Annotated in this window: 25 protein-coding genes and 2 tRNA genes; 7 read left to right on the top strand and 20 right to left on the bottom strand. The window is 70.2% G+C overall.

Annotation, left to right across the window (positions count from 1 at the left end):
* Positions 1-61: 61 nt before the first annotated feature.
* The 6 genes from H0524_RS07610 to H0524_RS07585 form a co-directional block, all read right to left on the bottom strand.
* Complete coding sequence (locus H0524_RS07610; protein WP_180198000.1) at positions 62-1,216, bottom strand: acyl-CoA dehydrogenase family protein; 1,155 nt, start codon at positions 1,214-1,216, stop codon at positions 62-64.
* 57 nt (positions 1,217-1,273) lie between these two features.
* Positions 1,274-2,806: an acyl-CoA carboxylase subunit beta gene (locus tag H0524_RS07605; protein WP_180197999.1), complete on the bottom strand. Its 1,533-nt coding sequence runs from the start codon at positions 2,804-2,806 to the stop codon at positions 1,274-1,276.
* 267 nt (positions 2,807-3,073) lie between these two features.
* Positions 3,074-3,985, bottom strand: coding sequence for a hydroxymethylglutaryl-CoA lyase (locus H0524_RS07600; RefSeq protein ID WP_180198075.1), 912 nt, complete (start codon positions 3,983-3,985; stop codon positions 3,074-3,076).
* Positions 3,986-4,157: 172 nt separating this feature from the next.
* Positions 4,158-5,495, bottom strand: a complete 1,338-nt coding sequence (locus H0524_RS07595; protein WP_180197998.1) for an acetyl/propionyl/methylcrotonyl-CoA carboxylase subunit alpha — start codon at positions 5,493-5,495, stop codon at positions 4,158-4,160.
* A gap of 126 nt (positions 5,496-5,621) precedes the next feature.
* The gene (locus tag H0524_RS07590; protein WP_026322941.1) at positions 5,622-6,242 is read right to left on the bottom strand and encodes a TetR/AcrR family transcriptional regulator; all 621 of its coding nucleotides are present in this window, start codon (positions 6,240-6,242) and stop codon (positions 5,622-5,624) included.
* 120 nt (positions 6,243-6,362) lie between these two features.
* Entirely contained in the window at positions 6,363-7,130 is a 768-nt protein-coding gene (locus H0524_RS07585) for an SGNH/GDSL hydrolase family protein (RefSeq protein WP_180197997.1), read from the bottom strand.
* A gap of 243 nt (positions 7,131-7,373) precedes the next feature.
* On the opposite strand from H0524_RS07585, the gene H0524_RS07580 reads away from it, so the two are divergent.
* The 3 genes from H0524_RS07580 (at position 7,374) to H0524_RS07570 (ending at position 8,963) form a co-directional block, all read left to right on the top strand.
* Positions 7,374-7,799 carry a CBS domain-containing protein gene (locus tag H0524_RS07580; RefSeq protein WP_180197996.1) on the top strand — a complete coding sequence of 142 codons (426 nt, stop codon included), beginning with the start codon at positions 7,374-7,376 and terminating at the stop codon, positions 7,797-7,799.
* A 79-nt stretch (positions 7,800-7,878) separates the two neighbouring features.
* A complete protein-coding gene (locus H0524_RS07575) occupies positions 7,879-8,307 on the top strand; it encodes a SufE family protein (protein ID WP_180197995.1) in 429 nt (142 codons plus the stop codon).
* 20 nt (positions 8,308-8,327) lie between these two features.
* On the top strand, positions 8,328-8,963 hold the full coding sequence (locus H0524_RS07570) for a DsbA family protein (RefSeq protein WP_180197994.1): 636 nt from the start codon (positions 8,328-8,330) through the stop codon (positions 8,961-8,963).
* A 107-nt stretch (positions 8,964-9,070) separates the two neighbouring features.
* Here H0524_RS07570 and H0524_RS07565 read toward each other — a convergent pair whose 3' ends face one another.
* Together H0524_RS07565 and H0524_RS07560 are read right to left on the bottom strand one after the other, a co-directional pair.
* On the bottom strand, positions 9,071-9,265 hold the full coding sequence (locus H0524_RS07565; RefSeq protein ID WP_018728049.1) for a hypothetical protein: 195 nt from the start codon (positions 9,263-9,265) through the stop codon (positions 9,071-9,073).
* Positions 9,266-9,400: 135 nt separating this feature from the next.
* Positions 9,401-9,760 carry a hypothetical protein gene (locus H0524_RS07560; protein ID WP_309225037.1) on the bottom strand — a complete coding sequence of 120 codons (360 nt, stop codon included), beginning with the start codon at positions 9,758-9,760 and terminating at the stop codon, positions 9,401-9,403.
* Between the two features lie 117 nt (positions 9,761-9,877).
* Between H0524_RS07560 and H0524_RS07555 the strand changes: the two genes are divergently transcribed.
* A complete protein-coding gene (locus tag H0524_RS07555; RefSeq protein WP_180197992.1) occupies positions 9,878-14,344 on the top strand; it encodes an HAD-IC family P-type ATPase in 4,467 nt (1,488 codons plus the stop codon).
* Positions 14,345-14,374: 30 nt separating this feature from the next.
* Here H0524_RS07555 and H0524_RS07550 read toward each other — a convergent pair whose 3' ends face one another.
* Entirely contained in the window at positions 14,375-15,328 is a 954-nt protein-coding gene (locus tag H0524_RS07550; RefSeq protein ID WP_180198074.1) for an L-threonylcarbamoyladenylate synthase, read from the bottom strand.
* 137 nt (positions 15,329-15,465) lie between these two features.
* Here H0524_RS07550 and valS point away from each other — a divergent pair, with 137 nt between their 5' ends.
* The 3 genes from valS to H0524_RS07535 all read left to right on the top strand — a co-directional run bounded on the left by valS (position 15,466) and on the right by H0524_RS07535 (position 18,835).
* The gene (gene valS, locus H0524_RS07545) at positions 15,466-18,048 is read left to right on the top strand and encodes a valine--tRNA ligase (RefSeq protein WP_180198073.1); all 2,583 of its coding nucleotides are present in this window, start codon (positions 15,466-15,468) and stop codon (positions 18,046-18,048) included.
* Between the two features lie 116 nt (positions 18,049-18,164).
* Complete coding sequence (locus H0524_RS07540; RefSeq protein ID WP_180197991.1) at positions 18,165-18,410, top strand: Arc family DNA-binding protein; 246 nt, start codon at positions 18,165-18,167, stop codon at positions 18,408-18,410.
* On the top strand, positions 18,407-18,835 hold the full coding sequence (locus tag H0524_RS07535) for a type II toxin-antitoxin system VapC family toxin (protein WP_255435827.1): 429 nt from the start codon (positions 18,407-18,409) through the stop codon (positions 18,833-18,835). Before H0524_RS07540 ends, H0524_RS07535 begins: the two co-directional genes overlap by 4 nt.
* 25 nt (positions 18,836-18,860) lie before the next feature.
* On the opposite strand, the gene H0524_RS07530 is transcribed toward H0524_RS07535, so the two are convergent.
* From H0524_RS07530 to H0524_RS07485, 11 genes are all read right to left on the bottom strand, one after another.
* Positions 18,861-19,718 carry a PhzF family phenazine biosynthesis protein gene (locus H0524_RS07530; protein WP_180197990.1) on the bottom strand — a complete coding sequence of 286 codons (858 nt, stop codon included), beginning with the start codon at positions 19,716-19,718 and terminating at the stop codon, positions 18,861-18,863.
* A gap of 35 nt (positions 19,719-19,753) precedes the next feature.
* Positions 19,754-20,677: a nuclear transport factor 2 family protein gene (locus H0524_RS07525; RefSeq protein ID WP_180197989.1), complete on the bottom strand. Its 924-nt coding sequence runs from the start codon at positions 20,675-20,677 to the stop codon at positions 19,754-19,756.
* Positions 20,678-20,741: 64 nt separating this feature from the next.
* A complete protein-coding gene (locus H0524_RS07520; RefSeq protein ID WP_309225041.1) occupies positions 20,742-21,728 on the bottom strand; it encodes a sigma-70 family RNA polymerase sigma factor in 987 nt (328 codons plus the stop codon).
* Positions 21,729-21,848: 120 nt separating this feature from the next.
* Positions 21,849-22,301 carry a hypothetical protein gene (locus tag H0524_RS07515; RefSeq protein WP_180197987.1) on the bottom strand — a complete coding sequence of 151 codons (453 nt, stop codon included), beginning with the start codon at positions 22,299-22,301 and terminating at the stop codon, positions 21,849-21,851.
* An 8-nt stretch (positions 22,302-22,309) separates the two neighbouring features.
* Positions 22,310-22,837, bottom strand: a complete 528-nt coding sequence (locus H0524_RS07510) for a glyoxalase/bleomycin resistance/extradiol dioxygenase family protein (RefSeq protein WP_180197986.1) — start codon at positions 22,835-22,837, stop codon at positions 22,310-22,312.
* Between the two features lie 87 nt (positions 22,838-22,924).
* Positions 22,925-23,590 carry an AraC family transcriptional regulator gene (locus tag H0524_RS25370; RefSeq protein ID WP_180197985.1) on the bottom strand — a complete coding sequence of 222 codons (666 nt, stop codon included), beginning with the start codon at positions 23,588-23,590 and terminating at the stop codon, positions 22,925-22,927.
* A 172-nt stretch (positions 23,591-23,762) separates the two neighbouring features.
* Positions 23,763-23,835: transfer RNA gene (locus H0524_RS07500), tRNA-Ala, on the bottom strand.
* Between the two features lie 37 nt (positions 23,836-23,872).
* Positions 23,873-24,001: a DLW-39 family protein gene (locus H0524_RS24265; protein WP_018221871.1), complete on the bottom strand. Its 129-nt coding sequence runs from the start codon at positions 23,999-24,001 to the stop codon at positions 23,873-23,875.
* A gap of 150 nt (positions 24,002-24,151) precedes the next feature.
* Positions 24,152-24,520, bottom strand: a complete 369-nt coding sequence (locus H0524_RS07495) for a VOC family protein (protein ID WP_026322936.1) — start codon at positions 24,518-24,520, stop codon at positions 24,152-24,154.
* Positions 24,521-24,716: 196 nt separating this feature from the next.
* A tRNA-Ile gene (locus H0524_RS07490) sits at positions 24,717-24,790 on the bottom strand.
* Between the two features lie 124 nt (positions 24,791-24,914).
* Complete coding sequence (locus H0524_RS07485; protein WP_180197984.1) at positions 24,915-25,892, bottom strand: DUF3566 domain-containing protein; 978 nt, start codon at positions 25,890-25,892, stop codon at positions 24,915-24,917.
* Between the last annotated feature and the right edge of the window lies 1 nt (position 25,893).

Genomic DNA, 25,893 nt, shown 5'->3' with positions numbered 1-25,893 from the left:
GGCGACAAGACACCCGCTCCCGGCCACAGCCCCAGTTCCGGGCCACAGCCCCAGTTCCCGGCTACAGCCCCAGTTCCCGAGCAATGATCATGCGCTGCACCTCGGAGGTGCCCTCACCGATCTCCAGAATCTTGGCGTCCCGCCAGAATCGGGCCACCGGAAACTCGTTCATGAAGCCGTACCCGCCGTGGATCTGGGTAGCGTCCCGAGCGTTGTCCACCGCGATGGTGCTGGCGTGTAGCTTGGCGATGGCCGCCTGGCGCTTGAACGGTGCTCCGGCGAGCATCCGCGCCGCGGCGTCGTAATATGCCAGCCGGGCGGTGTGTGCCCGCAGCTCCATGTCCGCAATCTTGAATTGAATCGCCTGGTTGGCCCCGATCGGACGGCCGAAGGCATGCCGTTCCTTCGCATACCGGACCGACTCGTCCACACAGCCCTGGGCCAAGCCGACGGCGAGGGCAGCAATCGCGATCCGTCCCTCGTCGAGAATCCGCAGGAACTGCGCGAAGCCTCGGCCCCGCTCGCCGAGCAGGTTTCCCGCCGGCACCCGGCAGTCGTCGAAGGTCAGCTCGTGCGTGTCGGACGCCGTCCAGCCCACCTTGGAATATCCCGGCGCCACGGTGAAGCCCGGGGTTCCGGTCGGCACCATGATTGTTGACAGCTCCTTCGCGCCGTCCGGCCTGGTATCGGTGACCGCCGCGACGGTGACCAACTCGGTGATGTCGGTCCCGGAGTTGGTGATGAACGCCTTCGACCCGTTGATCACCCACTCGTCCGTCGACTCATCGAGTACCGCCCGGGTCTGGGTTCCCCCGGCGTCCGAGCCGAAGCCCGGCTCAGTCAACCCGAACGCGGCCAGTGCCGTGCCGTTGAGTAGCCGCGGCAGCCACTGTGCCCGCTGCTCATCCGTACCGAACCGGTAGATGGGCATCGCACCGAGCGAGACCGCCGCCTCGAGCGTGATCGCCACGCTGGAGTCGATCCGGGCAAGTTCCTCCAGCACCAGGCAGAGCGCGAAGTAGTCACCCCCCATGCCGCCGTGCTCCTCCGGAAAGGGGAGGCCGAACAGGCCCATCTTTCCCATCTGGCGAATAACGTGGTACGGGAAGGTGTGCTGCTCGTAGTGGTCGGCGATGACCGGAGCGACCACCTCGCGGGCGAAGTCGCGGACGCTCGTCCGCAGCGCCTCGTGCTCCTCGGTGAGCCGAAAGTCCATGGATTCCTCCTGGTGGGGGTCGGGCCACCCGACGCTCGTGACGCCGGGGCGGCCGGGTCAGACCGGGGTGACGCCGTGCCGGCGATTGGCGAAGTGGCGATCCTTGCCGCGGGCGGCGGCGAACCGGCGAATCAGCTCGCCTCGCAGCTCGGGTGGTTCCACGATCGCGTCAACCACCAGTTCGCTGGCGAGCCGGACGATGTCAATGTCCTGCTCGTACTCCTCGCGCCGGGCGGCGACGAAGGCCGCCCGTTCACCCTCGTCCCCGATGGCCCCAATCTTGTTGGCGTAGACGGCGTTGACCGCCGCCTCCGCACCCATCACGGCGATCTTCGCGGTCGGCAGGGCGATCGTGGCGTCCGGCTCGAACCCGGGGCCGGCCATCGCGTACAGGCCAGCGCCGTATGCCTTGCGCACCACCACGCAGATCTTGGGTACGGTCGCCTCGGAGATCGCGGTGATCATTTTTGCGCCGTGCCGAATGATGCCCTGCTTCTCCACCGCGCTGCCGACCATGAACCCGGGCACGTCGGAGAGGAACAGCAGCGGCACGTTGAACGCGTCACAGAGCTGCACGAACCGCGTCGCCTTGTCGGCCGAGTCCACGAAGAGCACGCCCCCCTTGAACATCGAGTTGTTGCCGACCACGCCAACGACCTCGCCGTTGAGCCGGCCAAAGCCGATGGTCAACTCCTTGGCCCACAGCGCCTGGATCTCGAAGAAGCTCCCCTGGTCGAGCAGTCCCTTCGCGTACCGACGCAGGTCGAACGCCTGCCGCTCGCTGGCCGGCACCAGCGCCGCCAGATCGGCCTTCGCCGGCGCGTCGACGGCGGGGGCCGACGGCGGCTCCTGCGTCCAGTTTGTCGGCAGGTACGACAGGTAGCGCCGCACGACGTCGAGCGCGTCGGCCTCACTCCGGCAGAGGAAGTGCCCGACGCCGGACTCGGCGCAGTGCACCCGGGCCCCGCCCATCGCCTCCAGCGTGGTCTGCTCTCCGGTGACCATCTCGACCATGCGGTCCGAGCCCAGGTACATGCTGGCATTTCCCTCGACCATGGCGACCACGTCGCAGAAGGCCGGGATGTACGCCCCACCGGCCGCGCTCGGTCCGAAGAGCGCGCAGACCTGGGGGATCGAGCCGGACGCGCGGACCTGGTTCCAGAAGATCTTTCCGGCGCCACGCCGGCCGGGGAACAGATCCACCTGATCGGTGATCCGGGCACCGGCCGAGTCGACCAGGTAGACCATCGGAACCTTGGTCGCGTAGGCCCGCTCGATGATCCGGATGATCTTTTCGACGGTCCGGGCTCCCCAGCTGCCCGCCTTGACCGTGGAGTCGTTGGCCATCACGCAGACCGGGCGGCCGTCGATGGTGGCGGTTCCGGTGATCACGCCATCGGCGGGCAGCCCTTCGGCCAGCGCGTTGGCATAGAGCCCGTCCTCGACCAACGACCCCTCGTCAACCAGGAACGCGACCCGCTCCCGGGCGAAGAGCTTGCCCTTCGCGGCATTCGCCGCATGGTACTTGTCCGCGCCACCGGCCCGGGCCCGCTTCCGTAGCTGTTCCAGCGCCTCACCATCGAGCGTCACGCCGACTCCTCCTGTGCCGCCGCTCCCGGTCCGGCGCGCACTCGCGCGCACCACCGAACCGTCCTGAACGATCGTTAGGGTAGCGCACCACGCCCACCATGTGCCTGCCCGCTCCGGGTGGATTCGGGACACCGACGCCAAGCCCCACGGCAACGCCCGGTCCCCACGGCAACATCCGGCCCCACGGCAGCGACCAACGTGCGGCCGGACCGACCGCACGGTGGTGAGAGCCAGCCCGGTGCAGGAGCCAACCAGGCCAGCGCTTAGTCAGGCAGGCGAGGGAGTCAGCCGGGTCCGCGGGCCGGCCCGGAGCACGCCGCTGGGCAGGCTTCGGCCGACCAACTCCTCGGCCAGTTCGGCGACCTCGATCAGGGCGGCCAGGTCGATACCGGTGTCGATGCCCATGTCGTGGAGCAGATGCACGGCCTCCTCGGTGGCCAGGTTGCCGCTGGCCCCGGGCGCGTACGGGCAGCCACCCAGCCCCCCGACGCTCGCATCGAACTCGGTAACCCCCAGCTCGACGGCGGTCAGCAGGTTCGCCAGGGCAGTGCCGCGGGTGTTGTGGAAGTGCAGCAGCACCGGCACGTGTGCGTCACGATCGCGTACGGCCGTCACCAACTCACGGACCCGGCGGGGCGTCGCCATGCCGGTGGTGTCGCCGAACGCCACCCGGTCGGCGCCGTCGCGTACCACCCGATCCACGATCCCGGCCACTCGAACGGGGTCAATGTCCCCCTCGTACGGGCAGCCGAAGCTGGTCGCGACGATGACCTCCGCCCGAGCACCGGCGTTGTGGAGCAACTCGACCAACTCGGCGATGTCGTCCAGCGACTCGTCGGTGGAGCGGTTGACGTTGCGCCGGTTGTGGGTGTCGCTGGCGGAGACCACCACCTCGATCTCGGTGAACCCGGCAGCCAACGCGCGCTGGGCACCCCGGGTGTTCGGCACCAGCGCCGAGTAGCGCACCCCTTCGGTCCGTTCCGCCCGCCGCCACACCTCGTCGGCGTCGGCCATCTGCGGGATCGCCTTTGGGTGCACAAAGGACACCGCTTCGATCCGCCCGACCCCGGTCCGGGAGAGCGCATCGAGCAGTCGTACCTTCGCCTCGGTCGGAATCGGCTCCTCGTTCTGGAGACCGTCGCGCGGCCCAACCTCCCGAATAGTCACGAATCCCGGCATGCTACCCATGGGCCACCTCACTGTGACGCGCTCTGGTCCGACTCCCCCAGCATGTCACCCACACCGCCGGGGCCAACCCGACACCAGATCAACCGCGTGGCCCCGGGATCAGTACCTCGACCCCGGGACCACGATCAAAGCGGATACGACCCGCACATCCGAGCAGCCGCGGTCAGCGCATGCGGGAGACGATGCCGGTGTCGTAGTCGCCGGAGAGGAACTCCGGGTTGTCCAACAGTTCGGCGAAGAAGGGCAGGTTGTTCTTCGGCCCCGCCAGCTGGAACTGCGCCACCGCGGCCCGCGCCCGACTGATCGCTTCGGCGCGGTCCGCACCACTGACGATCAGCTTGGCCATCAGGCTGTCGTAGAACGGGGTCACCGTGTTGCCGGCGACATAGCCCGAATCGACGCGGACGCCCTCGCCGGTCGGTTCGGTCCAGGTGGTGATCGCCCCCGGCCCGGGCAGGAAACGCTTCGGGTCCTCGGCGTTGACCCGCAACTCAATCGCGTGCCCGCGCGGCGTCAAGGCATCCGGGTCGAACGTCGGTGGCAGCCCGGCGGCCACCCGCAGCTGCTCCTCGACCAGGTCAACCCCGTAGACCAGCTCGGTGACCGGGTGCTCGACCTGTAGTCGCGTGTTCATCTCCAGGAAGAAGAACTCGCCGGTGCCGGGGTCGAGCAGGCATTCGACCGTGCCGGCGTTGCGGTAGCCGACCGCCTCGCCCGCCCGCACCGCCGCGGCCAGAAAGCGGGACCGAAGCTCCGGGGTGACCGCCGGGGAGGGGGACTCCTCGACCAACTTCTGGTTCCGTCGCTGCACCGAGCACTCGCGCTCGCCGAGCGCCACCACCCGGCCGTCGGCCAAGCCGAGAATCTGCACCTCGACGTGGCGCACCCGGGGGAAATACCGTTCGATCAGGACGGACCCGTCCCCGAACATCCGCTCGGCGAACGCGCGCACCTTGTCGTACTCGGTGCGAAGCGCGGTCTCGTCGTTCGCGATTCCCATGCCCATGCCGCCACCGCCAGCGGCGGCCTTGACCATCACCGGGTAGCCGATCTCTGCCGCCGCGTTGACCGCCGCGGCAAGATCCGCCGCCGGTTCCGTGGTGCCCGGCGCGACCGGCACCCCGGCCGTCGCCATCAGATTTCGGGCGTTGATTTTGTCACCCATCGCGGTGATCGCGTCCGGACCGGGCCCGACCCAGAGCAGACCACTCGCCGCGACGGCCTGGGCGAAGTCGGCGTTCTCCGACAGGAAGCCGTAGCCGGGGTGGATCGCCTGCACGCCGGCCGACTTGGCGGCGGCGAGGACAGCCTCGACGTTCCGGTAACTCTGCGCCGGATTCGCCGGACCGACACAGACCGCCTGGTCGGCCTCAGTCACAAACGGCAGGCCGGCGTCCGCCTCCGAGTGCACCGCCACCGCCCGGACACCGAGCCGCTTCGCGGTCCGGATGATCCGGCGGGCGATCTCGCCCCTATTGACGACCAGCAGTGACTCGATCATGTTTCCTCCAGCGTCCCGGGGGTCGAACGGAAGCTAGGGAACCATGCCGCCCCGGTTACTGACGAGTCAGTGTGCGGCACAGCCCCTCGATCCAGCCTGGGGCAGGCTCGGTCCCGGGGCCAGTACTCACCGTGCTGTCGGTGCCAACAGCGCAGCCAGTGTCGCGCTCCGGAGTAGCTCGGCTCGGCGCTGCCGGTCCACCACGCCACCAAGGAACGGGGTCGAGTTCATCAGGCCAAAGGCGGCGTGGGCCAACACCCTCGCCTCGTTGTCGGGCAGGCCCGGGTGCGACGCGGTCAGCACGCTGACCCACTCCTCGACGTACAGCCGCTGGAGCCGGCGGATGCGGCGACGCGGTTGGTCAGGTAGTCGGTCCAGCTCGTGCAGGTGCAGGGCGATCACCGCCGGTTGGGCCAGCGCGAAGTCGACATGGAAGTCGATCAGCGACTCCAACGCGGCGCGCGGGTCGTCGGGATGGGCCGCCACCCGCTCCCGGCCGCCGGTGAGTAGCCCTTCGCTGACCGGGATCAACGCGGCGACCAGCATCGCCTCCTTGCCGGCGAAGTGGTGGTAGAGCGCCGGACCGGTCACCCCGGCGGCAGCGCCGATGTCATCCATCGACACGCCGTGGTAGCCCCGGGCGGCAAACAGCCCGACCGCTATCTCGAGGATCTCGTCCTTACGGGACCGACGCCGGCCACTGCCCGTATCGCCGTTCGCCGCTCTGGGCGACTGCTGCACCGTCACGGGGAAAGCGTAGTCCGCAGGCTCCACCCGTGTGCAGCGGTCGGGGCCGTGCCCCGACCTCCCGAAGCACGGCCGGGACAGAACCCAGGCGCGGTGGACCCCTGGGTAGAGCGATTCCGGTCAGCCCTTCACCGGGGTCAGGTCGGGGCGTTTGGCGGTGACCGTGTCGCCAGAGCTGCGACCGGTGAGGCGACGCGTCAGCCAGGGTGCCAGGTGCTGGGTGGCCCAACGGAAGTCGTCGGTGCGGGCCGTCAGCCACGGCCGGGGCAGCGGACGCTCGGGTGCCCGCAACCATTCCTCGGCACAGCTGACCCCCAGCGCGGTCAGCACCTGGGCGGCCACCCGCCGGTGCCCGGCCGAGGAGAGATGCAACCGATCGGTGCTCCACAGCATCGGATTGAGGTATGTGTCGTCGGCGTACAGGTCGACCAGGATCGCGCCGTGCCGGTCCGCCGTGTCCCCAACCGCCTGGTTGAGTAACTGCACTCGAGGGGCGACCAGCCGCTGCCCGGGCAGGCGGGCCATGACGTCGGCGAAGCGGAACAGGACCACGTCGGCCCCGCCCGCGCGCAGCCGCCCCACCACGTCGTTGAAGCGCGCGATCAGGTCATCCGGGTCGAAGCTTCGCCGCAGCACGTCGTTCCCGCCCGCCGCGAAACTGATCAGATCCGGCTGCATCGCCAACGCGGCGGGAACCTGCTCGTCCACCACCCGAGGAAAGAGCCGGCCGCGAATAGCGAGGTTCGCGTACCGGAACTCAGACCCGGCTTCCACGGCGAGCCGGGTGGCCACCAGGTCGGCCCAGCCCCGAAAGCCGCCATCCGGGTACGCGTCGTTCAGGCCCTCGGTGAAGCTGTCCCCGACCGCCACAAAACTGCGCCAGCCCACTACGCCCTCCAGGGTTGGGAAGGGCCCGTGTCTCCGCCTCCGGTAGCGGCAAGCCCCGCCTGAGAAGCGATAGTTTCTCACCAATGATGCCTCTCGGGGTGCCCCCGGGGTCGGAGCCAGGTGACATCGAAGCTGTCGCGAGTCCGAAAGCCTCTGGTCGAAGGGGTGGCCGCAGAGGTAGGTGTAGTAGGGGTGAAACGGGTAACTATCCCGATCGGGCTGGATCACTACCAAAGGAGTCCCATGACCAGTTTCCGGGTCAGTGACGTGATGACGAAGCAGGTCATCTACCTGCCACTGGAGACCACTTTGGACGAAGCTGCACGGGTGATGAAAGAGGCCGACATCGGGGACGTGGTCGCGACCGACGGCGCCACGCTCGCCGGGGTACTCACCGACCGGGACATCGTGGTTCGGGCCGTCGCCCAGCGGAGCGACCCAGCCCGGACCACCATTGGCTCGATCGTCACCCGTGAGGTGGTGATGATCGAACAGAACTGCACCGCGGGCGAGGCGGCGGCCCTCATGCGGGAACGGGGCGTACGGCGAGTACTGGTCTGCGACAACGAGCGAAAGCTGGTGGGCATCGTCTCCCTCGGTGACCTCGCCCTGCGGCTCGACCCCCAGTCGGCGCTCGGCCAGCTCACCGAACAGGCCCCGCTGCCATAGCGCGAACGCGACCCGCTGCCATAGCGCGAACGCGAGCCGCCGCCGTGAGGTGGAGGCGACCCGACGGTAGCCTGGCGGGATGCCCGAGATGCCTCCCCGGCTGGTCGAGATCGTGGACGAGTTCGCCACGGCACCCCGTGACATCGTGCTGGAGCTGCTGCTGGAGTACGCCGACGCCATCGGGCCATTGCCGTCCGGCCACCCCGACCGCGCGGAGCTGGAGCCGGTCCCGGAGTGCCAGACGGCGCTCTTCCTCCGCGCACGCGTGACTCCGGAGGGCAGCGTCGAGACCATCTTCGACTGCCCGCCCGAGGCCGCCACCACCCGCGCCTTCGCGGGCATCCTTGCCGAAGGGCTCGCCGGCGCTCGGCCGGCGCAGGTGCTGGCCGTCCCCGACGACCTGTACCAGCGGATGGGGCTGACCCAGGCGGTCAGTCCGCTGCGGATCCGGGGCGGTACCGCGGTGCTGGCCCGACTCAAACGTCAGGTCCGGGAACAGACGAGCTGACCACCGGGTTGCCTTCGGTTATGGAGATCGAAATCTACAGCGACCTGGTCTGCCCCTGGTGCTATCTGGGCAAGCGCCGGTTGGAGCGGGCGCTCGCGTCCTACGACGGCGCGGTGACCGTCAGCTACCGACCGTTCCAGCTCGACCCGGCGCCGGTACCCGAGCCGCTGCCGCTGCTGGACGCGCTGGGCGCGAAGTTCGGCGGCCGGGAGCGCGCGCGGCAGATGGCGGACCAGGTCACGCGGGCCGCCGCCGGAGACGGCATCGAGTTCGACTTCGACCGTGCGCTCGCCGCGAACACCTTCGACGCGCACCGGCTGGTCGCCTGGGCGGCCGAGCGGGACCGGGCCGCCGAGACGGTCGAGGCGCTACACCGGGCCCACTTCCGCGACGGCGTCGACATCGGCTCCCGACCGGCTCTGGCCACGATCGCGGGTGAGGTCGGCCTGGACGCCGCGGCAGCCCACACCTTCCTCGATTCCGACGGGCAGGTAGCCGAGGTCCGCGCCCGGCTGGCCACCGCACGGGAACTCGGCATCACGAGCGTGCCGACCTTCGTTCTCGCCGGCCGGTACGCGGTGAGCGGCGCACAGGATTCGTCAGCCCTGCTCGCCGCCCTGACCGAGGCCCAGCGGCACCTGGCGACCGGGGCCTGAGGGAGTACACCCGACGGCAGCCCCGGGCATCGACCGCCCTGATGTTTCACGTGCAACAACATTGACAAACCCCGCTACCTGGTGGCGCGGGTGCCGCTACCACCAGGTCAGCTCTCGGCGACGTAGCCCTTCCTCTCCAACAGGGCCCGATCCCGGTGGGCAGCCAACTCCTCGGCCCGCTGGGCCTCGATCCGACGCACCTCCACCTCCTCCAGGGAGTGCCGGATCGCGAGGCGGATCACTCCGTACAGGAAGATGAACCCTCCGACGTACAGAATCACGGTGGTGACCACGGCGAACATGAAGCCACCGTAGGTCTGTCCGAACCGGGTGGGGCGGTGGCCGCAGGCGGGTTCCCCCGTACGTGTCCAGCGCCCACCCGCCCGACCCGGTCCGGGAACACCCCGAGCGTCGCCGGGTGTGTCCCACCGAGGTGATCAGGCGGTCTCCATCGCCTCCCCAAGCCCCTTGGCCAGCCCGGACAGATGCTGGTCGGCGAGCACGTGACCAGCGGTGACCACCAACGCCACCGGCCACTCGATGACCTGCAACAGGGTGAGCAGACCCACCCCCGCGTAGTACGCCAGCTTGTCCGGCGGCGGGATGGCCACCTCCCCCAGTACCGGCACGTCCACTCGGCGGGTGAACGTCCGGACCATGTCCCGACTCCCACTGAGATCCCGGGTCAACATACTCATCTCGACCTCCCAGAAACGGCGGTGACCGCCGTGGCTTTCCACCGTCGCCGCCCGCCATGCCCGCCTGGCCGGTAGAACTTCACCGCTGGTCGGGGGCATAACGGACGGCCGGGCGGGAAGTCAGACCGCCGGGACACACGGCGTGGGAGGCGGGATGGCGTACGGGAAGAGCGACACCGGGGATTCGCGCCGATACGAATACCGCCGTACGCCTCGATGATCCCGCTGGGCCGCGTCGCTGGCAGCGTGCGCGTACCGGCCGTGCCAGAGCTGATGGGGCTAACGGCCCGCGGTCTCGGATCGGCCGCTGCCCGGGCCGCGCGGCTCACCGGGCTGACCCGCCGCCGGGTCTGGTCCCGCTACGGCCGACACCACATCGAGGTGCACGGTGTCTGTCAGGACGGCGGGGACCAGCTCGCCCGGCAGGTCGAAGCGGCACTGGAACGCGTACCCGGGGTGAACTGGGCCCGGGTGAACGCCCCCTCGGGGCGGGTGGTGGTCGCCGTTGGTTCCCCCGCGCCACGGCTGCGCGATCTGATCGCCACCGTGGCCCGCGCCGAACGCGTCAGCCCGCACGAACCGGACCCGGAGATCCCACCGCCGCACCCGCCGGAGGAGGGCCCCCGCACCCCCCGCACCCTCGGCGCCCTCGCCTCCGACGCGCTCGGCCTGACGCTCTCCGCCGCCACCCGGATCCTGCCCTTCACCCCGGTGCCGGGTGAGGTCGCCGGCCTCCTCAACGCGATCGACCTACACCCGAGGCTGCACGCCCTCGCCGACCGGGGAGTGCGCGCCGACCCGCGTGCCGACCTCCTCTTCCCGCTGACCGAGGCGGTGGCGCAGGGCCTCGCGGGCGGCTGGACCGGCATCGTCCTGGACAGCCTCCAGCGGGTGGTGCAGTGGGGCGAGGCACGAGCCCAACTCGCCGCGTGGACCGCGGCCGAACCCGGGCTCACCGGCGTCCCGGGCCGGGCCGCTGCCCCCGTCCTGCCCGCCGAACGCCCCTGCCCGAAGCCGGACGGACCGGCCGAGAGGTACGTGCTCCGGATGCTCCACGCCGGCGCGGCAGCCGCCGCCGCCGCAACCCCGGTGGCCGGTCCGAAACGCGCCGCCGCACTCGGCATCGCCGCGCTGCCGAAGGCCAGCGGCGCCGGCCGGGAGGGGTACGCCGCCCAGCTCGGTAGCCTGCTCGCGCGGCGCGGCGTCATCGCCATGGACCGCCGCGCGCTCCGCGAACTCGACCGGATCGACACCCTGGTGCTGGACGCCACGATCCTCGGCTCCGACCGCGGCCTCCTCAGCGACCTGGCGCCACTGGGCGACGCGGAGTTGGGCGAGGTGGGTGCTCGAGCGTTTGCCCTCTTCGACCCGGATCAGCCGGCGGCCGTCCAGCACGGCGACGGCTGGAGTCTCGGCCCGTTGGACCGCCTGGACGCGGCGGACCCCGGCGACACCGTGCACAGCGACCGGCTTCGCGCCTCCGGCGGCCGGCTCCTCGGCCTGGCACACGGCGGTCGGCTCGTCGCGCTGCTGCGGGTCGAGGCCGAGCCGGCCCCCGGCGTGGACCTCCTGCCGGCCGCCGCTCGACGCGCGGGGTTGCGACTGGCGGTGGCGGGCGACGACCCGGGCCGGTACGACTTCGCCGACATCGTCCTCGCCGGCGGCGCCCAGCTCACCGACACCGTACGCCAGCTGCAACGCGACGGCGCGGTCGTGATGCTGCTCTCCGGTGACCGGGGGGCGCTCGCGGCAGCCGACTGCGGCCTCGGCCTGACCATCGACGAGGAGCTGCCACCCTGGGGTGCGCACCTGCTGGTCGGGGGCGACCTCGGGGCCGCCGCGCTGGTGGTCGAGGCAGCTGGGGTGGCCCGCCGGATGACGCGGCAGAACATCCGGCTGGGGCTCGGGGGCGCCGGTCTCGGTACGCTGTCCGCACTCACCGCCGCCCGGGAACAGCTCCCGGACCGGACCCAGGCCGCGGTCAACGGTACGGCGGCGCTGGCGTTCGCCCACGGCGTGTGGCGGGCCCACCACCTGCCCAAACCGACCGAGGCCCCGGCCGGGCGGACAGCGGTCCCGTGGCACCTGATGCCGGTGGGAACCGTCCTCGACGAGTTGGGCAGCAGCCTCGACGGGCTGGATCCAACGGAGGCCGGCCACCGACACTCCAACCAGGTCGCCGACGGCGGCCCGACGCCGACCCTGCTCCGCGCCTTCCTGGACGAGCTGGCCAACCCGTTGACCCCGGTCCTCGCCGCCGGGGCGGTGCTCTCCGCGTCGTTCGGCTCCCTGGTCGACGCCGCCCTGGTCAGCGGGGTGGTGGGCGGCTCCGCCCTGGTCGGGGCGGTACACCAACGCAGCACCGAACGGTCGCTGGCCGAGCTACTGTCCCGTACCGCGGTCACCGCCCGGGTCCGGCGGGGCGGCGCCGAGCAGCAGCTACCCGCCGACGATCTGGTCCCCGGCGATGTGATCGTCCTGGAGCCCGGTGACGCCGTACCGGCCGACTGCCGGATCCTCGAGGCCACGGGGCTGGAGGCGGACGAGTCCTCACTCACCGGCGAGTCGTTGCCGGTTGGCAAGACCGACCGACCGGTGGCCGCGTCCGACATCGCCGACCGTCATTCGATGCTGTACGAAGGCACCACCGTCGCCGCCGGTCACGGGTTGGCCGTGGTTGTCGCCACCGGTACCGACACGGAGGCCGGCCGCAGCCTCAGCCTCGCCCGGCAGGCCCGACCCAGCGGTGGCGTCGAGGCGCGACTCGGCGGGCTCACCGGCTCGGCGATACCGCTCGCGCTCGGATCCGCCGTCGCGGTCGCCGGTGCCGGCGTCGCGCGCGGCGTACCGCTGGCGGAGACCGCCTCAACGGCCGCGAACCTGGCCGTCGCGTCGGTGCCCGAGGGGTTGCCGTTCCTGGTCAGCGCCGCGCAGCTGGCGGCGGCCCGGCGGCTGGCCGAACGCGGCGCCCTGGTGCGCAACCCCCGCACGATCGAGGCGTTGGGGCGCGTTGACGTGCTCTGCTTCGACAAGACCGGAACCCTGACCGAGGGGCGGCTGGTGCTCTCCGGAGTCGGCGACGGTAGTCGGTTCGCCACCGTTGACCGGCTCGACGACCACCTCCGCATGATCCTCGCGGTCGCGCTGCGCGCCACCCCGGACGCCGAGGACCCGGAACAGCTTCCCGAGCAGGCCGACCGGGCGATCCGCCGGGCGGCCCAGGAAACCAACACGGTGGAGCAGACCGGTGCCGAGGACTGGTGTACCGCCGGCGGGCTTCCCTTCGAACCGTCCCGTGGCTACCACGCCACCGTCGGCACCTGCGATGCCGGCCTGGTCCTCAGCGTCAAGGGTGCCCCGGAGACCGTCCTGCCTCGCTGCCAGAATCGGCGGACCGAGGCCGGCGTGGTGCCGTTGGACGACACGACCCGAGCGGCGGTCCAGCAGGAACTGCTCCGGCATGCCGGAGCCGGCCAGCGGGTGCTGGCCCTCGCCGAACGGGTCATGTCCGACGAGTCCATCGCTGACGACGACGTCCAGGGCCTGACCTTCGTCGGCATCCTCGCGCTGGCCGACGGGATCCGGGCCAGCGCCGCGCCGGCGGTGGAGAGCATCCGCCGGGCCGGGGTGCACACCATCATGATCACCGGTGACCATCCGGCGACCGCCGAGGCGATCGCCTCGGTGATCAGCCCCGGTGATGGCCAGCGGGTGGCGACCGCCAACGACCTCGTGGACCTCGACGACGAGGCGCTGGCGGCCCGCCTGGTCACCACCGATGTCGTGGCGCGGTGCACGCCAGCCCACAAGGTACGGATGATCCAGGCGCTCCGCACCTGCGGGCGCACCGTGGCGATGACCGGCGACGGCGCCAACGACGCACCCGCCATCCGCCTCGCCGACGTGGGCATCGCCCTCGGACAGCGCGGCACCCCCGCGGCTCGCGCGGCAGCCGACCTGGTGGTCCTGGACGACCGGCTGGAGACCATCATCGCCACCCTCGCCGAAGGGCGGGCCATGTGGTCGTCGGTCCGGCACGCGCTGAGCATCCTGTTCGGCGGCAACCTCGGCGAGATCGCGTTCAGCATCGTCACCGCCGCCGCGGAGGGCCGCTCCGCGCTCAACGGCCGGCAACTGCTGCTCGTCAACCTGCTCACCGATCTGGCCCCCGCCCTGGCCGTGGCGATCCGGCCACCCCCGCCGGAGCAGAGCGAGAACCTGCTCCGGGAAGGGCCAGACACCTCCCTCGGTGCCACCCTCAACCGGGAACTCGGCGTCCGCGCCACCTCCACCGCGCTCGGTGCCACCGCCGGCTGGGTGCTGTCCCGGTGGGCGGCGGCGTCACCCCGTCGGGCCGGCACGGTAGCCCTGGTGTCGCTGATCGGCACCCAGCTCGGCCAGACGCTGCTGGCCGGCGGCACCACCCGCGGCGTCCTGCTCACCACCGCCGGCTCGGTGGGGGTACTCGTACTGGTCGTGCAGACCCCCGGCCTCAGCCACTTCTTCGGCTGCACCCCGCTCGGCCCGATCAGCTGGACGATCGCCACCGGCTCAGCGGCCGGCGCCGCCCTCGCCAACGGCACGGTCGCCCGCCTGGTGGAACAGCTACCGGCCCCGCCCCGCCCCGGGGTGGACCTGCCCGACCTGCTCGCCCGCCTCCGCCACCGGGGGCACGGCAGCTAGCGCCGGGACGAAGGGCGTCTCCGCACGCGGCTACGTCCAGGTCGCGGCGGCGCGGCGCAACCGGTCGTTGATCGCCCGGCCCACCCCCACCTCGGGCACCGGTTCCACCAGGATCTCGTCCACACCGGCCCCATCCAGTCGATGTAGCGCGTCGAACAACCGGGCCGCCGCCTCGGTCAGGTCGCCCCTGCTGGACAGCACCTCCACCGCCGCCCAGTCCCCCTCCGGGGCACCGCGGAAGCCCAGGAACCCCCGCCGGGCAACGCCGCCGTCCGCCGGCTCGACATCGGTGACCAACCGCAGCCGCGTACGCGGGGCGTAGTGCGCCGCCAGCGTCCCCGGTGCCACCGGTTGCCCCGAGCTGCCCGGCCGGACCAGCACCGGACCGACCGCCTCCTGGAGCGACTCCACCGGCAGCGCGCCCAACCGCAGTACCACCGGACGGTCGCCTCGCGCGTCCACAATCGTCGACTCGATCCCACACCGGGTCGGCCCACCGTCGAGCACCACGTCAACCGCCGCCCCCAGCCCCGCCACCACGTGCTCGGCCCGGGTCGGGCTGAGCTGACCGAACCGGTTCGCGCTCGGTGCCGCCACCGGCACCCCGGCCGCCGCGATCAACTCGCGCGTCGCCGCGTGGTCCGGCACCCGTACCGCCATCGTCTCCAGCCCGGAGGTGACGATCGGCGGGATCACCGCCGGCCGGTCCACGATCAGCGTCAGCGGCCCGGGCCAGAACCGCTCGGCCAGCACCGCCACCGCCGCCGGCACCATACCCACCAGCTTCTCCAGCTCCGCCGCCTCAGCCAGGTGACTGATCAGCGGGTCGAAACTCGGCCGCGCCTTGGCCGCGAAGATCCGCGCCACCGCCGGGGCGTCCAGTGCGTTCGCGCCCAGGCCGTACACCGTCTCGGTGGGCAGGGCGACCAGACCACCGGACCGCAGGACGGCAGCGGCCTCGGCGACACCGCTGTCAGCGGGCAGTACTCGCGGCGTGCTCACGCCTCGACGCTAGCCTGCCGGACCCGCTCCCCCGTCGCCGACCCGATCAGCGGGCGGAAACCATTGGACCAGCGGCATATAGTCCGACCGTGACCGAGAACACCACGAAGCGTTTAGCTGTGCCGGCCAAGGCGTCCCTCGAGGGCATCGAGAAGGTCTGGTCGCGGGTATGGGAGCAGAACGGCACCTATCGCTTCGACCGCTCGGTAACCCGGGACGAGGTCTACTCGATCGACACCCCGCCGCCAACGGTCAGCGGGGCGCTGCACGTCGGTCACGTCTTCTCCTACACCCACGCCGACGCCATCGCGAGGTTCCAGCGGATGCGGGGCCGGACGGTTTTCTACCCGATGGGGTGGGACGACAACGGTCTGCCCACCGAGCGGCGGGTGCAGAACCACTACGGGGTACGGTGCGACCCCTCCCTGCCGTACGACCCGGGCTACACGCCACCGGCCGAGCCCCCGAGCCGGCCGCAACCGATCTCCCGGCGTAACTTCGTCGAGCTGTGCCGAAACCTCACGGAGCTTGACGAGCAGGCGTTCGAGGCCCTCTGGCGGCACCTGGGCCTCTCTGTCGACTGGTCCCTGACGTACGCGACGATCGATGACCGGAGTCGGGCGATCTCCCAGCGGGCCTTCCTCCGTAATCTGGCCCGGGGTGGGGCGTACCTGGCGGACGCCCCGACCCTCTGGGACGTCAGCTTCCGCACGGCCGTCGCGCAGGCCGAACTGGAGGATCGCGAGCGCCAGGGCAACTACTACCGGCTCGCCTTCCACTCGGCGACCGGAGACAAGATCTACGTTGAGACCACCCGGCCTGAGCTGCTGCCGGCCTGCGTCGCGCTCGTCGCCCACCCGGATGACGAGCGGTACCAACATCTCTTCGGCAGCACCGCCGTCACGCCGCTCTTCGGTGTCCCGGTGCCGATCAGGGCGCACCCGCTGGCGCAGCCGGACAAGGGTTCCGGAATCGCGATGATCTGCACCTTCGGCGATCTGACGGACGTGCTGTGGTGGCGGGAGCTGGACCTGCCGACCCGGCCGGTGATGGGTCGCGACGGCCGCCTGCTCCCCGAGCCACCATCCGGGGTCGTCAACGCCGACGCGGTGGCGGCGTACCGGATGCTCGCCGGCCTGACCGCGTTCTCCGCGAAAGCGAAGATCGTGGAGCTGCTGCGCGCCGCCGGGAATCTCGAGACCGAGCCCCGCCCCACCACCCAGGCGGTCAAGTTCTACGAGAAGGGTGACAAGCCACTCGAGATCGTCACCACCCGACAGTGGTACGTCCGCAACGGTGGTCGGGACACCGCGCTGCGGGCCGCGCTGGTCCGCCGGGGGCGCGAGCTGACCTGGTCCCCCGAGTTCATGCACAGCCGGTACGAAAACTGGGTCGAGGGTCTCTCCGGGGACTGGATCATCAGTCGACAGCGCTTCTTCGGGGTGCCGATCCCGGTCTGGTACCCGCTCGACGACTCGGGCGAGCCCGATTACGAGCACCCCATCCTGCCGGACGACGCGGCGCTGCCGGTTGACCCCAGCAGCGACGTCCCGACCGGCTACCAGGAGAGCCAGCGCAACCAACCGGGCGGTTTCATGGCGGACCCGGATGTGATGGACACCTGGGCCACCTCCTCGCTCACCCCGGAGATCGCCGGCGGGTGGACGGTTGACGACGACCTCTTCGCCCGGGTCTTCCCGATGGACCTCCGCCCGCAGGCGCACGAAATCATCCGGACCTGGTTGTTCGCCACCGTGCTCCGGTCGCACCAGGAGTTCAATCGCCTGCCCTGGAACACGGCGCTGCTGTCGGGCTGGATCCTCGACCCGGACCGCAAAAAGATGTCGAAGTCCAAGGGGAACACGGTCACGCCGATGGCGCTCCTGGAGGAGTACGGCTCCGACGCCGTCCGGTATTGGGCGGTCAGCGGCCGGCCGGGCACCGACACGGCCTTCGACACCGGGCAGATGAAGATCGGCCGGCGACTCGCCATCAAGATCCTTAATGCCACCAAGTTCGTGCTGCGGTTCGGCTCCCCGACGCTGTTGGCACCCCGCCTGGCGCAGGTGACCGAACCGCTCGACCGTGCGATGCTGGCCCGCCTGGCCTCCGTCGTCGACTCCGCCACCGCCGGGTTCACCCAGTACGACTACACCCGGTCGCTCGAGTGCACGGAGCAGTTCTTCTGGTCCTTCTGCGACGACTACCTGGAGTTGGTCAAGGAGCGCGCGTACGGGGAACCGGACGATCCCGCCGTCCGTTCGGCCCACGCCGCGCTCGCGCTGGCGCTGCACACGCTGCTGCGACTCTTCGCGCCGATGCTGCCGTTCGTCACCGAGGAAGCCTGGTCGTGGTGGCAGGAGGGTTCGGTGCACCGGGCGGCGTGGCCGACCCGGCAGGAGCTCGTCAGCCCCGACGACTCCACCGACGCCCGTGGGGCCGCGGAATCTCATGACTCCATCGGAGCCGGGACGGAGTTGCTCGGGCTCGCCGCCGATGTGCTCGCCGCCATCCGCCGGGCGAAGTCCGAGGCGAAGCAGTCGATGCGGGTGCCGGTAGCCCAGCTCACCCTCCGCGGGCGCGCAACCGACCTCGCCGCCTTCGCTCTGGTCAGCCGGGATGTTCGGGCAGCGGGGGTGGTACGGGAGGTCGACACGACCGAGGCGGACACGCCGTTGACGCCGGAGATCACACTCGGCTGACGGGGCCCGGGCTGCACCGGCCCTCCGCCTCCTACCGGATCGCGGTAGGAGGCGGAGGGCCAGTCCAACCCACCACCGGTGCTAGCATTGCTCTCATTCCTCGGTGAGGAGAAACGATGGCAGCCCTCAGCATCAGAGATCTCGACGACGCGGTCCGGGACAAGTTACGCCGCCGCGCCGCACGGCACGGTCGATCCATGGAAGCCGAGATCCGCGACATCCTCACCGCCGCCGTCGCCGAGGACGCTCCGGCAACCGACCTGTTCAGCGCACTCGCCGATCGATTCACCAGACTCGGCGGCGTCGAACTGGATCTGCCGGACCGTGCCACGCCACCCCGCGCGGCGCGGCTGCCCGAATGATGATCGTTCTCGACACCAACGTCGTCTCCGAGCTCATGCGGGCGCAGCCCGCCCCAGCGGTACTCGCGTGGCTCCAGCAGAGTTCGAGCGCCGGCTTGTATACCACTACCGTCACCGTCGCCGAAATCCGCTACGGCATCGCGCGGCTGCCGGAGGGTCAGCGCCGGGAATCACTGCACCAGGCGGCCAATGAGATCTTCACCGCCTTCCCCCGCCAAGTGCTGCCCTTCGACCTCGCCGCCGCCGGCGCCTACGCCGACGTAGTCGCTGGCCGGGAGCGTCTCGGCCAACCGATCGACGGTTTCGACGCCCAGATCGCCGCCATCTGCCGCGCCCAAGCAGCCACCCTCGCCACCCGGAACACCAAGGACTTCGCGGACACCGGAATCGACGTCCTTGATCCCTGGCAAACCACGGTTAGCTGAATCGTGCGCCCGGCTGCCTACCGGGTCAGGGTAGGCAGCCGGCGTCCAGTCGCCCGGTCGACAACGAGATCACCCGACCCCCGACGGCGACCTGCGCACCGCCGAGCGGACGCACGTGCAGCTCGCCCCGGGTCAGTGCGGTGCCGTATCCCTGCCGGACCAGCACCGACTGGGAATGGCCGCCGCCAGTAGCGGCGAGAAATGCCGGCAGACCACCGGCAGCACCTCCGGTGGCCACATCCTCCGTGCCGGCGAGGGAGGTGGTGAACACGCGCAGCCGGACCGCGTTGTCGGAGCGGGCGACCAGGCAAATCCCACGGACGCCCTCCGCAGCGCAGTAGCTCAGCACAGCGGCTGGGTCCAACCGAACCGCCTCCAACGTGTCTGGCGATAGGCGGACGTAGCTGCGGGCGCGGCCGGTGTCCACGACGAACGCTTCGCCGTGGACGACGCCGTCGAGCGGTAGCCGGGCACGGGCCGCTCGGACAGGGGTACGTTTGCCGGTGAGGACGACGTACGCCATGTCCTCGTACCGGCGCACCGGAACCTCACCCACGTCGGTGCCGGCCAGCAGGTCCGTGCCGGGGGACAGTTCCCGGCGGGACCGCAGCACATGTTCGGTGGCGAGCAGCGTCTGGGTGCACACCCGCAGCCGCTCGTAGGGCGAGTAGCTGGTGACGTGCACAGTGCCAGCGTCCTGGCGTACGAACGCCGTCTCGGGGTAGCCGAGCAGGCGCGCACCGGCGGCCAGGCCTTCGGGCCGCGTATCCGGGCCCACAGTCACCACGCCGGTGACGTTTCCCATGGCGTCAGGCCCCACGAAGACCCGTACCTGCCGCAAATCGTTTCCCGCAAGACCTGGGGTGGCGCTTGGGTACCTCATGCACCGCCACGCTAGCTGCTGGTCGGCTGTTCCCGTTACGGGCGTAGGTCGGTCTTGGCCTCGCCCGTGGCTGGGTCGAAGGGGTAGGAGAGGTGCTGGTGGGTCATCGACCAGGCGCCGTCTCTGCGCTGGAAGATGCGGGTCCCGCGGGACCAGGTGTCCACTGACTGGCTGCCGGCGGAGACCTCGACGTGGTTGAGCCCCCAGGCGACGGCGAGATCACCGTTGACCAGGATTTTCAGGTCGGGAACGTGCCAGGTGACGCTGCTGTCGCCGGCCGCGTCGAGCCCTGCCTTGCAGACCTCGCGGACAGTCTCGACCCCGATGCACTGCAGCGCCTGGTCATGCTCGTAGGAGACGACGTCGTCGGCGATGGGCGCCATCAGGCCGTCGAGGTCTTTGGCCGTTGTGCTGGCGAACCAGCGTTGGTGCAGCCGGCGCAGCTCCTGCTCGGCCTCAGCATGCTCCTGCTGGACGGCAGCGTGGCCCTGCTCGGCGACAGCGTGGTCCTGTTCAGTGGCGGCGTGGTCCTGGCCCGGAGCGGGGTCGGCCGCGGTGGACCCGTCGGTGAGCGGAAACGAGTGATGCTCGTGAACGATGACCCACCGGCCGGCCTGCTTGCGCAGACCGAACGTCAGCCGCAGCCGGTTTTCGGGATTGTCGGCGAAGTCACGCTCGGTGCCGCAACGCAGCAGGGCGTACGCGAAGGCGACATCCTCGCCCGCGGTGACCTCCAGCGACTCGATGTCGAACGAGGCCCCCTGGGCCTGCCACCGGAAGAATGGTGGCCAGGTCTCGCGGTATGCGTCGAGACCCCGCACCCCCTGCTGCGGCGGCGGCACGTCGAACATCACGATGTCCTGCGTGTGGTCGGCAAGGACTCCGGTGAGATCGCCGTGGTGGACCGCTTCGGCCCAGTGCTCGATCAGGGTACGGATCTGCTCCTCGTTGCTAGCCATGGTCGGCTCGGTCCTTCCGGGTTGATGGGTCCGTCAGGACTACAACCCGGGCCAGTCCGCAAAATCATCGCGCGCCGAGAAAATTCTCTTCCCACAGCTGGGCCGGCAGGCCGAAGGTCGGGAAGTCGGCGTCCAGGAACGAAACCACCTCGGCCACCTGCCGCCCGCGCAGCGTCAGCACATCCAAACCCGCCGGGACGTACGCGCCCCGCTCCTCGCTCCACAGGTAGGTGCCGAACGCGAGCTGCCCGTTCGCCCACGCCGGCACGAACCGCCAGCGATGTCGCAGCACCGCCTCCACCAGGAACCCACGGATTGCTGCCGGGCCGGCGTACCACCTGGTCAGCGGCGGCATCGAGTACCGTGCGTCCTCGGTCAGCATCGCCACGATGGCGTCAACGTCACCAGCCTCCCAGGCGGTCACGTACCGCCGGGCCACCTTTCGTTGTTCCGCGTCACCGAGCGTCCGCAGGGTCTGCTGTTGGCTGCGCTCGGGGCACAGCTTCCCGACGACCTTGCGGGCCCGCTGCAGAGCGCTGTTGACCGCGGCCACCGTGGTGTCCAACACCTCAGCGACCTCACCGGCGGTGTAGCCGAGCACGTCGCGCAGCAACAAAACCGCTCGCTGTGACGCCGACAGATGCTGCAGGGCGGCGACGAACGCCAACTCCACGCTCTCCCGCGCCACAACGCGGGCTTCGGGACTCAGCCGCGCCGTCGGATCCATAAGCCGATCGGGGTACGGCTCCAGCCACGCCGCCTCGGTCAGCGGCGCACCGCCCGGACTCAGATCCGTGGGCAACTCGCGCCGACCCCGACGCTCAATAATCGTCAGCGCCCGGTTCGTCGCAATCTTGTACAGCCACGGCCGAATTGACCCGTGATCGTCGAATCGCTCCAGGCTGCGCCACGCCCGATCCAGGGTCTCCTGGACCGCATCCTCCGCGTCGTGGACGGACCCCAGCATCCGGTAGCAGTGGACGCGTAGCTCAGCCCGCAACGGCCCCACCACCCGGCCGAAGGCATCGCCGTCACCGGCCCGCGCCGCCACCAACTGCGTCGCAGCAGCCTCGCCGGCCCGACTCGAACTGCTCTCGCGATCTCCGGCATCGCTCACCAGCGCCAGGCTACATCGACAGCAGAAGATCCTGCGTCATCCCTGAATCGAGCGCTACCTACGGTTAAGGTTGTCGATGACCGCGACCTGATCCGTACCGCTGGCGCAGGTCTCGGGGATGCTGGGCATGTCGTCACCGAGCGGTGGGGTGACGTAACCGCCACCTGCAGTGAAAGTGGAACCGACCTTGACAGTGCCAGCGCCGGGCACCTCGACCCCGGTGGTGCCGCCGCCGGTCTTCAGTTCGCTTCCAGCCGGCCAGACGACGACCAGTGTCTGATTCTCCGCGGTCCGCACGGCCAGGCACTGGCCCTTGCTCACCACAAGTTCACCGATGATTAGGGCGTCTCGGACTCCATCGGCCTCCGGCGCCACGAACGTGATGACGCCGTTCCCCTTCACGGTCCGCCCGGGGGCATCCTCCCCGCACCCGGACAGGAAGGCCATCGGCAGGACGAGCCCGACGAGTGCGTAGGCCGAGATTCGGGGGTGGAGATAGCTCAACACGGCGTGCCCTAGAGCTCGCCGCTGGGCTCGGTGTCCAGCCGCGGCATCGCCTCCACGAGGGTTCGGTGGATGTAGGCGAGGTCGGGGTCGGACCAATCGGTGGCGCCCGCGTCGCTGCCCCCACCGCCGTCCCAGTCCAGCTCCGGGGCCTCGGCGTGCTGGTACACCCACCACATGTTGCCCCACGGGTCACGCATCCGAGAAAAGACCGTGCCGAAAAAGTCGGTTGGCCGAGTGACGATCCGCGCGCCACACTGCACGGCCCGTGCGAGCACGCTGTCCACGCTATCGACGTAGATTTGAGTCAGTTGCGGCAGGAACGGCCAACCCGGCTTTCGCTCGCCGAACATCAAGGTCGTACCGTCGATCTCGAGCTCGGCATGCAACAGCAGGCCGTCGATGTCTACAGTACGGGCCTCGAGGTGCTCTGCGCCCCCGAACACCTCCCGCAGGAAGGTCATCAGCCCGTCAGCATCGTGGACGACAAAGAACGGATTCAGTGTGGAGAACCCGGGCGGGGTGGCGATGGATTTCATGTGTCGTCCTCCTGCGCAGGGTCGGCTGATCAGTGTCCCCACCCTCGCTGGCCGACCGTCCGGAGGTCTTGAACAAAAACGCCAACGTCAGGCGGTCGCCGCCGCGCGGATGCGAGCCGGCGTCTCACCCCGGATGCGCCTCAGCTCTCGGGTTAGATGCGCCTGATCGGCATACTCCAGGGCGAGAGCGACCTCGGACGGCGGCACTCCCGCGCTGAGCAGCTGGTAGGCACGACGCACACGGTCGAGCCGCTCGATTTCCTTGCGACGCAGGCCGGTGATCGACCGGAACCGCCGCTGCCAGCTCCGCCGCGACAGCCCACGGTCGTCGCCGTTGAGCGCCCGCCGGATGTCGGCATCCGCCACCAACACCCCGTCGGCCACAAGCCGCGCGACGAAGGACTCGAGTTCCTCCCACCTAGGAACGCGACAGCGGCGGCCCCCGAGCGCTACCTGCCCGTCGACAACCGGCAGCTCAGCAATCGCACCGCGCAGCACCGCCTTGTCCACGCCTGGGATCACCACGTCAGCGGCGAGCTCGACGCCCCAGTAGGACTCCCCGACATGTGCGCAAATCGGCAAACCCGTGATCCGCGGACCCGCCAGCTCAGCCGCCAGCGATCCATCGGAGCGACGGATGAACGACAGGCCCCAGTGCTCGCTGGCCTCGTCGATGTAATCGGCGGCTTCCTCGACGTAGGCACGCCAGACTGTCCGGATCTCGGGAATGGGCGAAGCCCGCTGTTCCCACACGCACCGATGGTAGTCGATCACGTTGGGGACTACGTGCGCTTCTGGCCGCGCTACGAGCGCCGCCGTGCAGCGGTCAGCAAGACCAAAATCGGCCGTCGGACCAGGTGGGGTGTCCCGGACGAGTCCCCGACGATCTGAAAACGAGATCACGCCTGGTCACAGGCTTGGAAAGTGGAGCCCAGGGGACTTGAACCCCTAACCCCTGCCTTGCAAAGGCAGTGCTCTGCCAGTTGAGCTAGGGCCCCGGAAGCGGTCCGTGCCGCCAACGCTGACCAGTACGGGTCAGCGCAGGTCGGGCGCGTTGGTGGCCTCGTGCCAGAGGGCGCGCTCGTCGTTGGTTTCCTTGACTCGCTTGGCCACGACTGCCGCCACACCGACAATACCGACGAGGATCAGCAGCTTCTTGAACATTAGGGCAACCCCTCACGCTCGACAGTGCCGTCGGACCTACCCGAGGACCGTATCAGCCGGAAGCAAGGGGGCGGTAAACGGGCCCACCGATGCAGTGCCCCCGGACGACTCGGCACCGCATCCCGCCCCCAGCCGACGCTGCGGGACCGATCACTCCGGCCGATGGCAGACCGCCTCGACGTTGTTGCCATCCGGATCACGGACGAAAGCACCGAAGTAGGTCGGGTGATATTCCGGCCAGACTCGGGGCGCGTGCAGCACCTCCACCCCGAGTGCCACCGCGGCGTCATGGAAGGCCTGCACTGCAGCCCGGTCCGGCGCGGTGAAGGCGATGTGCGCCTCGGCACCCCCGGCCGCACCACCCAGTGGACTGAGCCAGAAGTCAGGAGTGCTGCTGCCATAGCCGACCGCCTCCGGGAACTCCATCAGGCGGCGGCCATCAAGGGGGGCCAGGACAGCATCATAAAAGGCGAGACTGGCATCGAAATCACGCACCTGAATGCCAAGATGGTTGAGCACCGGACCCCCTCGAAGACGAACCGGCCCAGGAAGACCGGGCCGGACAGAGCATCGAACGGCGCCAGACTAGGAGTGGGGTACGACACTCCCGCCACGCATACTGCGGTGCCGGTGTCTCGCCGCTGGTGCGGCGGGGGAAACTGTAATCGGCGCTACGAAAAGCTCGGCCCCCAGAATGTGAGGACCGAGCGGGAGGTGGGGCTAGCTGGAATCGAACCAGCGACCTCAGAGTTATCAGCTCTGCGCTCTAACCGACTGAGCTATAGCCCCGTGTTGCGACGAGCAAGGTTAACCCATCGGGCCGACGGCCCCAAAATCGGGGGTGGCTCCGGGCGCGCTCGCGGGTCGGCGGTTCGCCGGACCCGGGCCGGCGACCCGGGTCCCGCTGACGTACTCAGTCGCGCTCGGCGAGCGTCAGCTCGACACCGCCCACCAGGTCGGCGCAGACGTTATATACGAACGCACCCAGCGTTGCCAGTGCCGTGAACAGCACGACGTTGACCAAGCCGATCAACGCAGAACTCAGAATCACGCCACGGGCGGTGATCTGGAAGCCGTTGGCGCTCTGCCCGCCGCCCGCGTTGACCAGATCACTCAGGCTGTCGTTGACGCTGGCGAACACGCCCATCGCGTCCAGCGCCAGATACAGCACCGAGGTCGCGACCACGACGACGATGAAGAGCACCACCGAAACGGCGAAGGCGAACTTCATCACCGACCACGGGTCGATCCGCCGCAGGTTCAGCCGGGCCCGGCGCGGGCCGCGTGACGCGGCCGAGCTGACCGCGGTACGCGCGGCGCGTACCGCCTCGCCGACGCGCGCCGCCCCGACGGCCGCCACCCCGCCGATTCCCGGCGGGAGGCCGCCGCCCTGGGGCCGGCCAGCGGGGTTCGGCTGTGGTCGGGCGGCCCCGGTGACCCGCGGCTGACTTCCGGTGTCACCAAGTCGGGGGACGCTGTTCAGGCCGCCCAGTGCGGTCGCGCTCCCGGCCGCCGCACTCCCGACGGCCGCACTCCCGGCCGCCACGCTGGTCTTCCCGGCCGCCGCGCTGGTCTTCCCAGCGCCACCGGCAGTCGGTACCTGGGCAGTCCCGGCCGTCTTCTTCTCAGCGGCGGCACCATCGGTACGCGGCGTCTCAGCCTTCGTGGCCGTAACCGGTTCCTCGCTGGATTCCGGCTCCTTGGTCGGCTTGTCCGGCGGCGGCGCCATCCCCGGAGCTCTCGTGAACTTGGGGGCCGGCACGTCGGCGGGGACGGTGGCCCGGCCCACTGCCGCACGGCTGGCGGCTGAGGCACCGCTCGTGGCGCCGTCCTCGTCGACCGGGTCAGCCGAGTTCCCCGCGTTCCCCGACTTCGCCTGTGTCTCCGTCATG

The sequence above is a fragment of the Salinispora sp. H7-4 genome, from assembly GCF_013416675.1.
Lineage (GTDB): Bacteria > Actinomycetota > Actinomycetes > Mycobacteriales > Micromonosporaceae > Micromonospora > Micromonospora vitiensis.
This window is presented reverse-complemented; position numbering and strand designations above follow the sequence as displayed.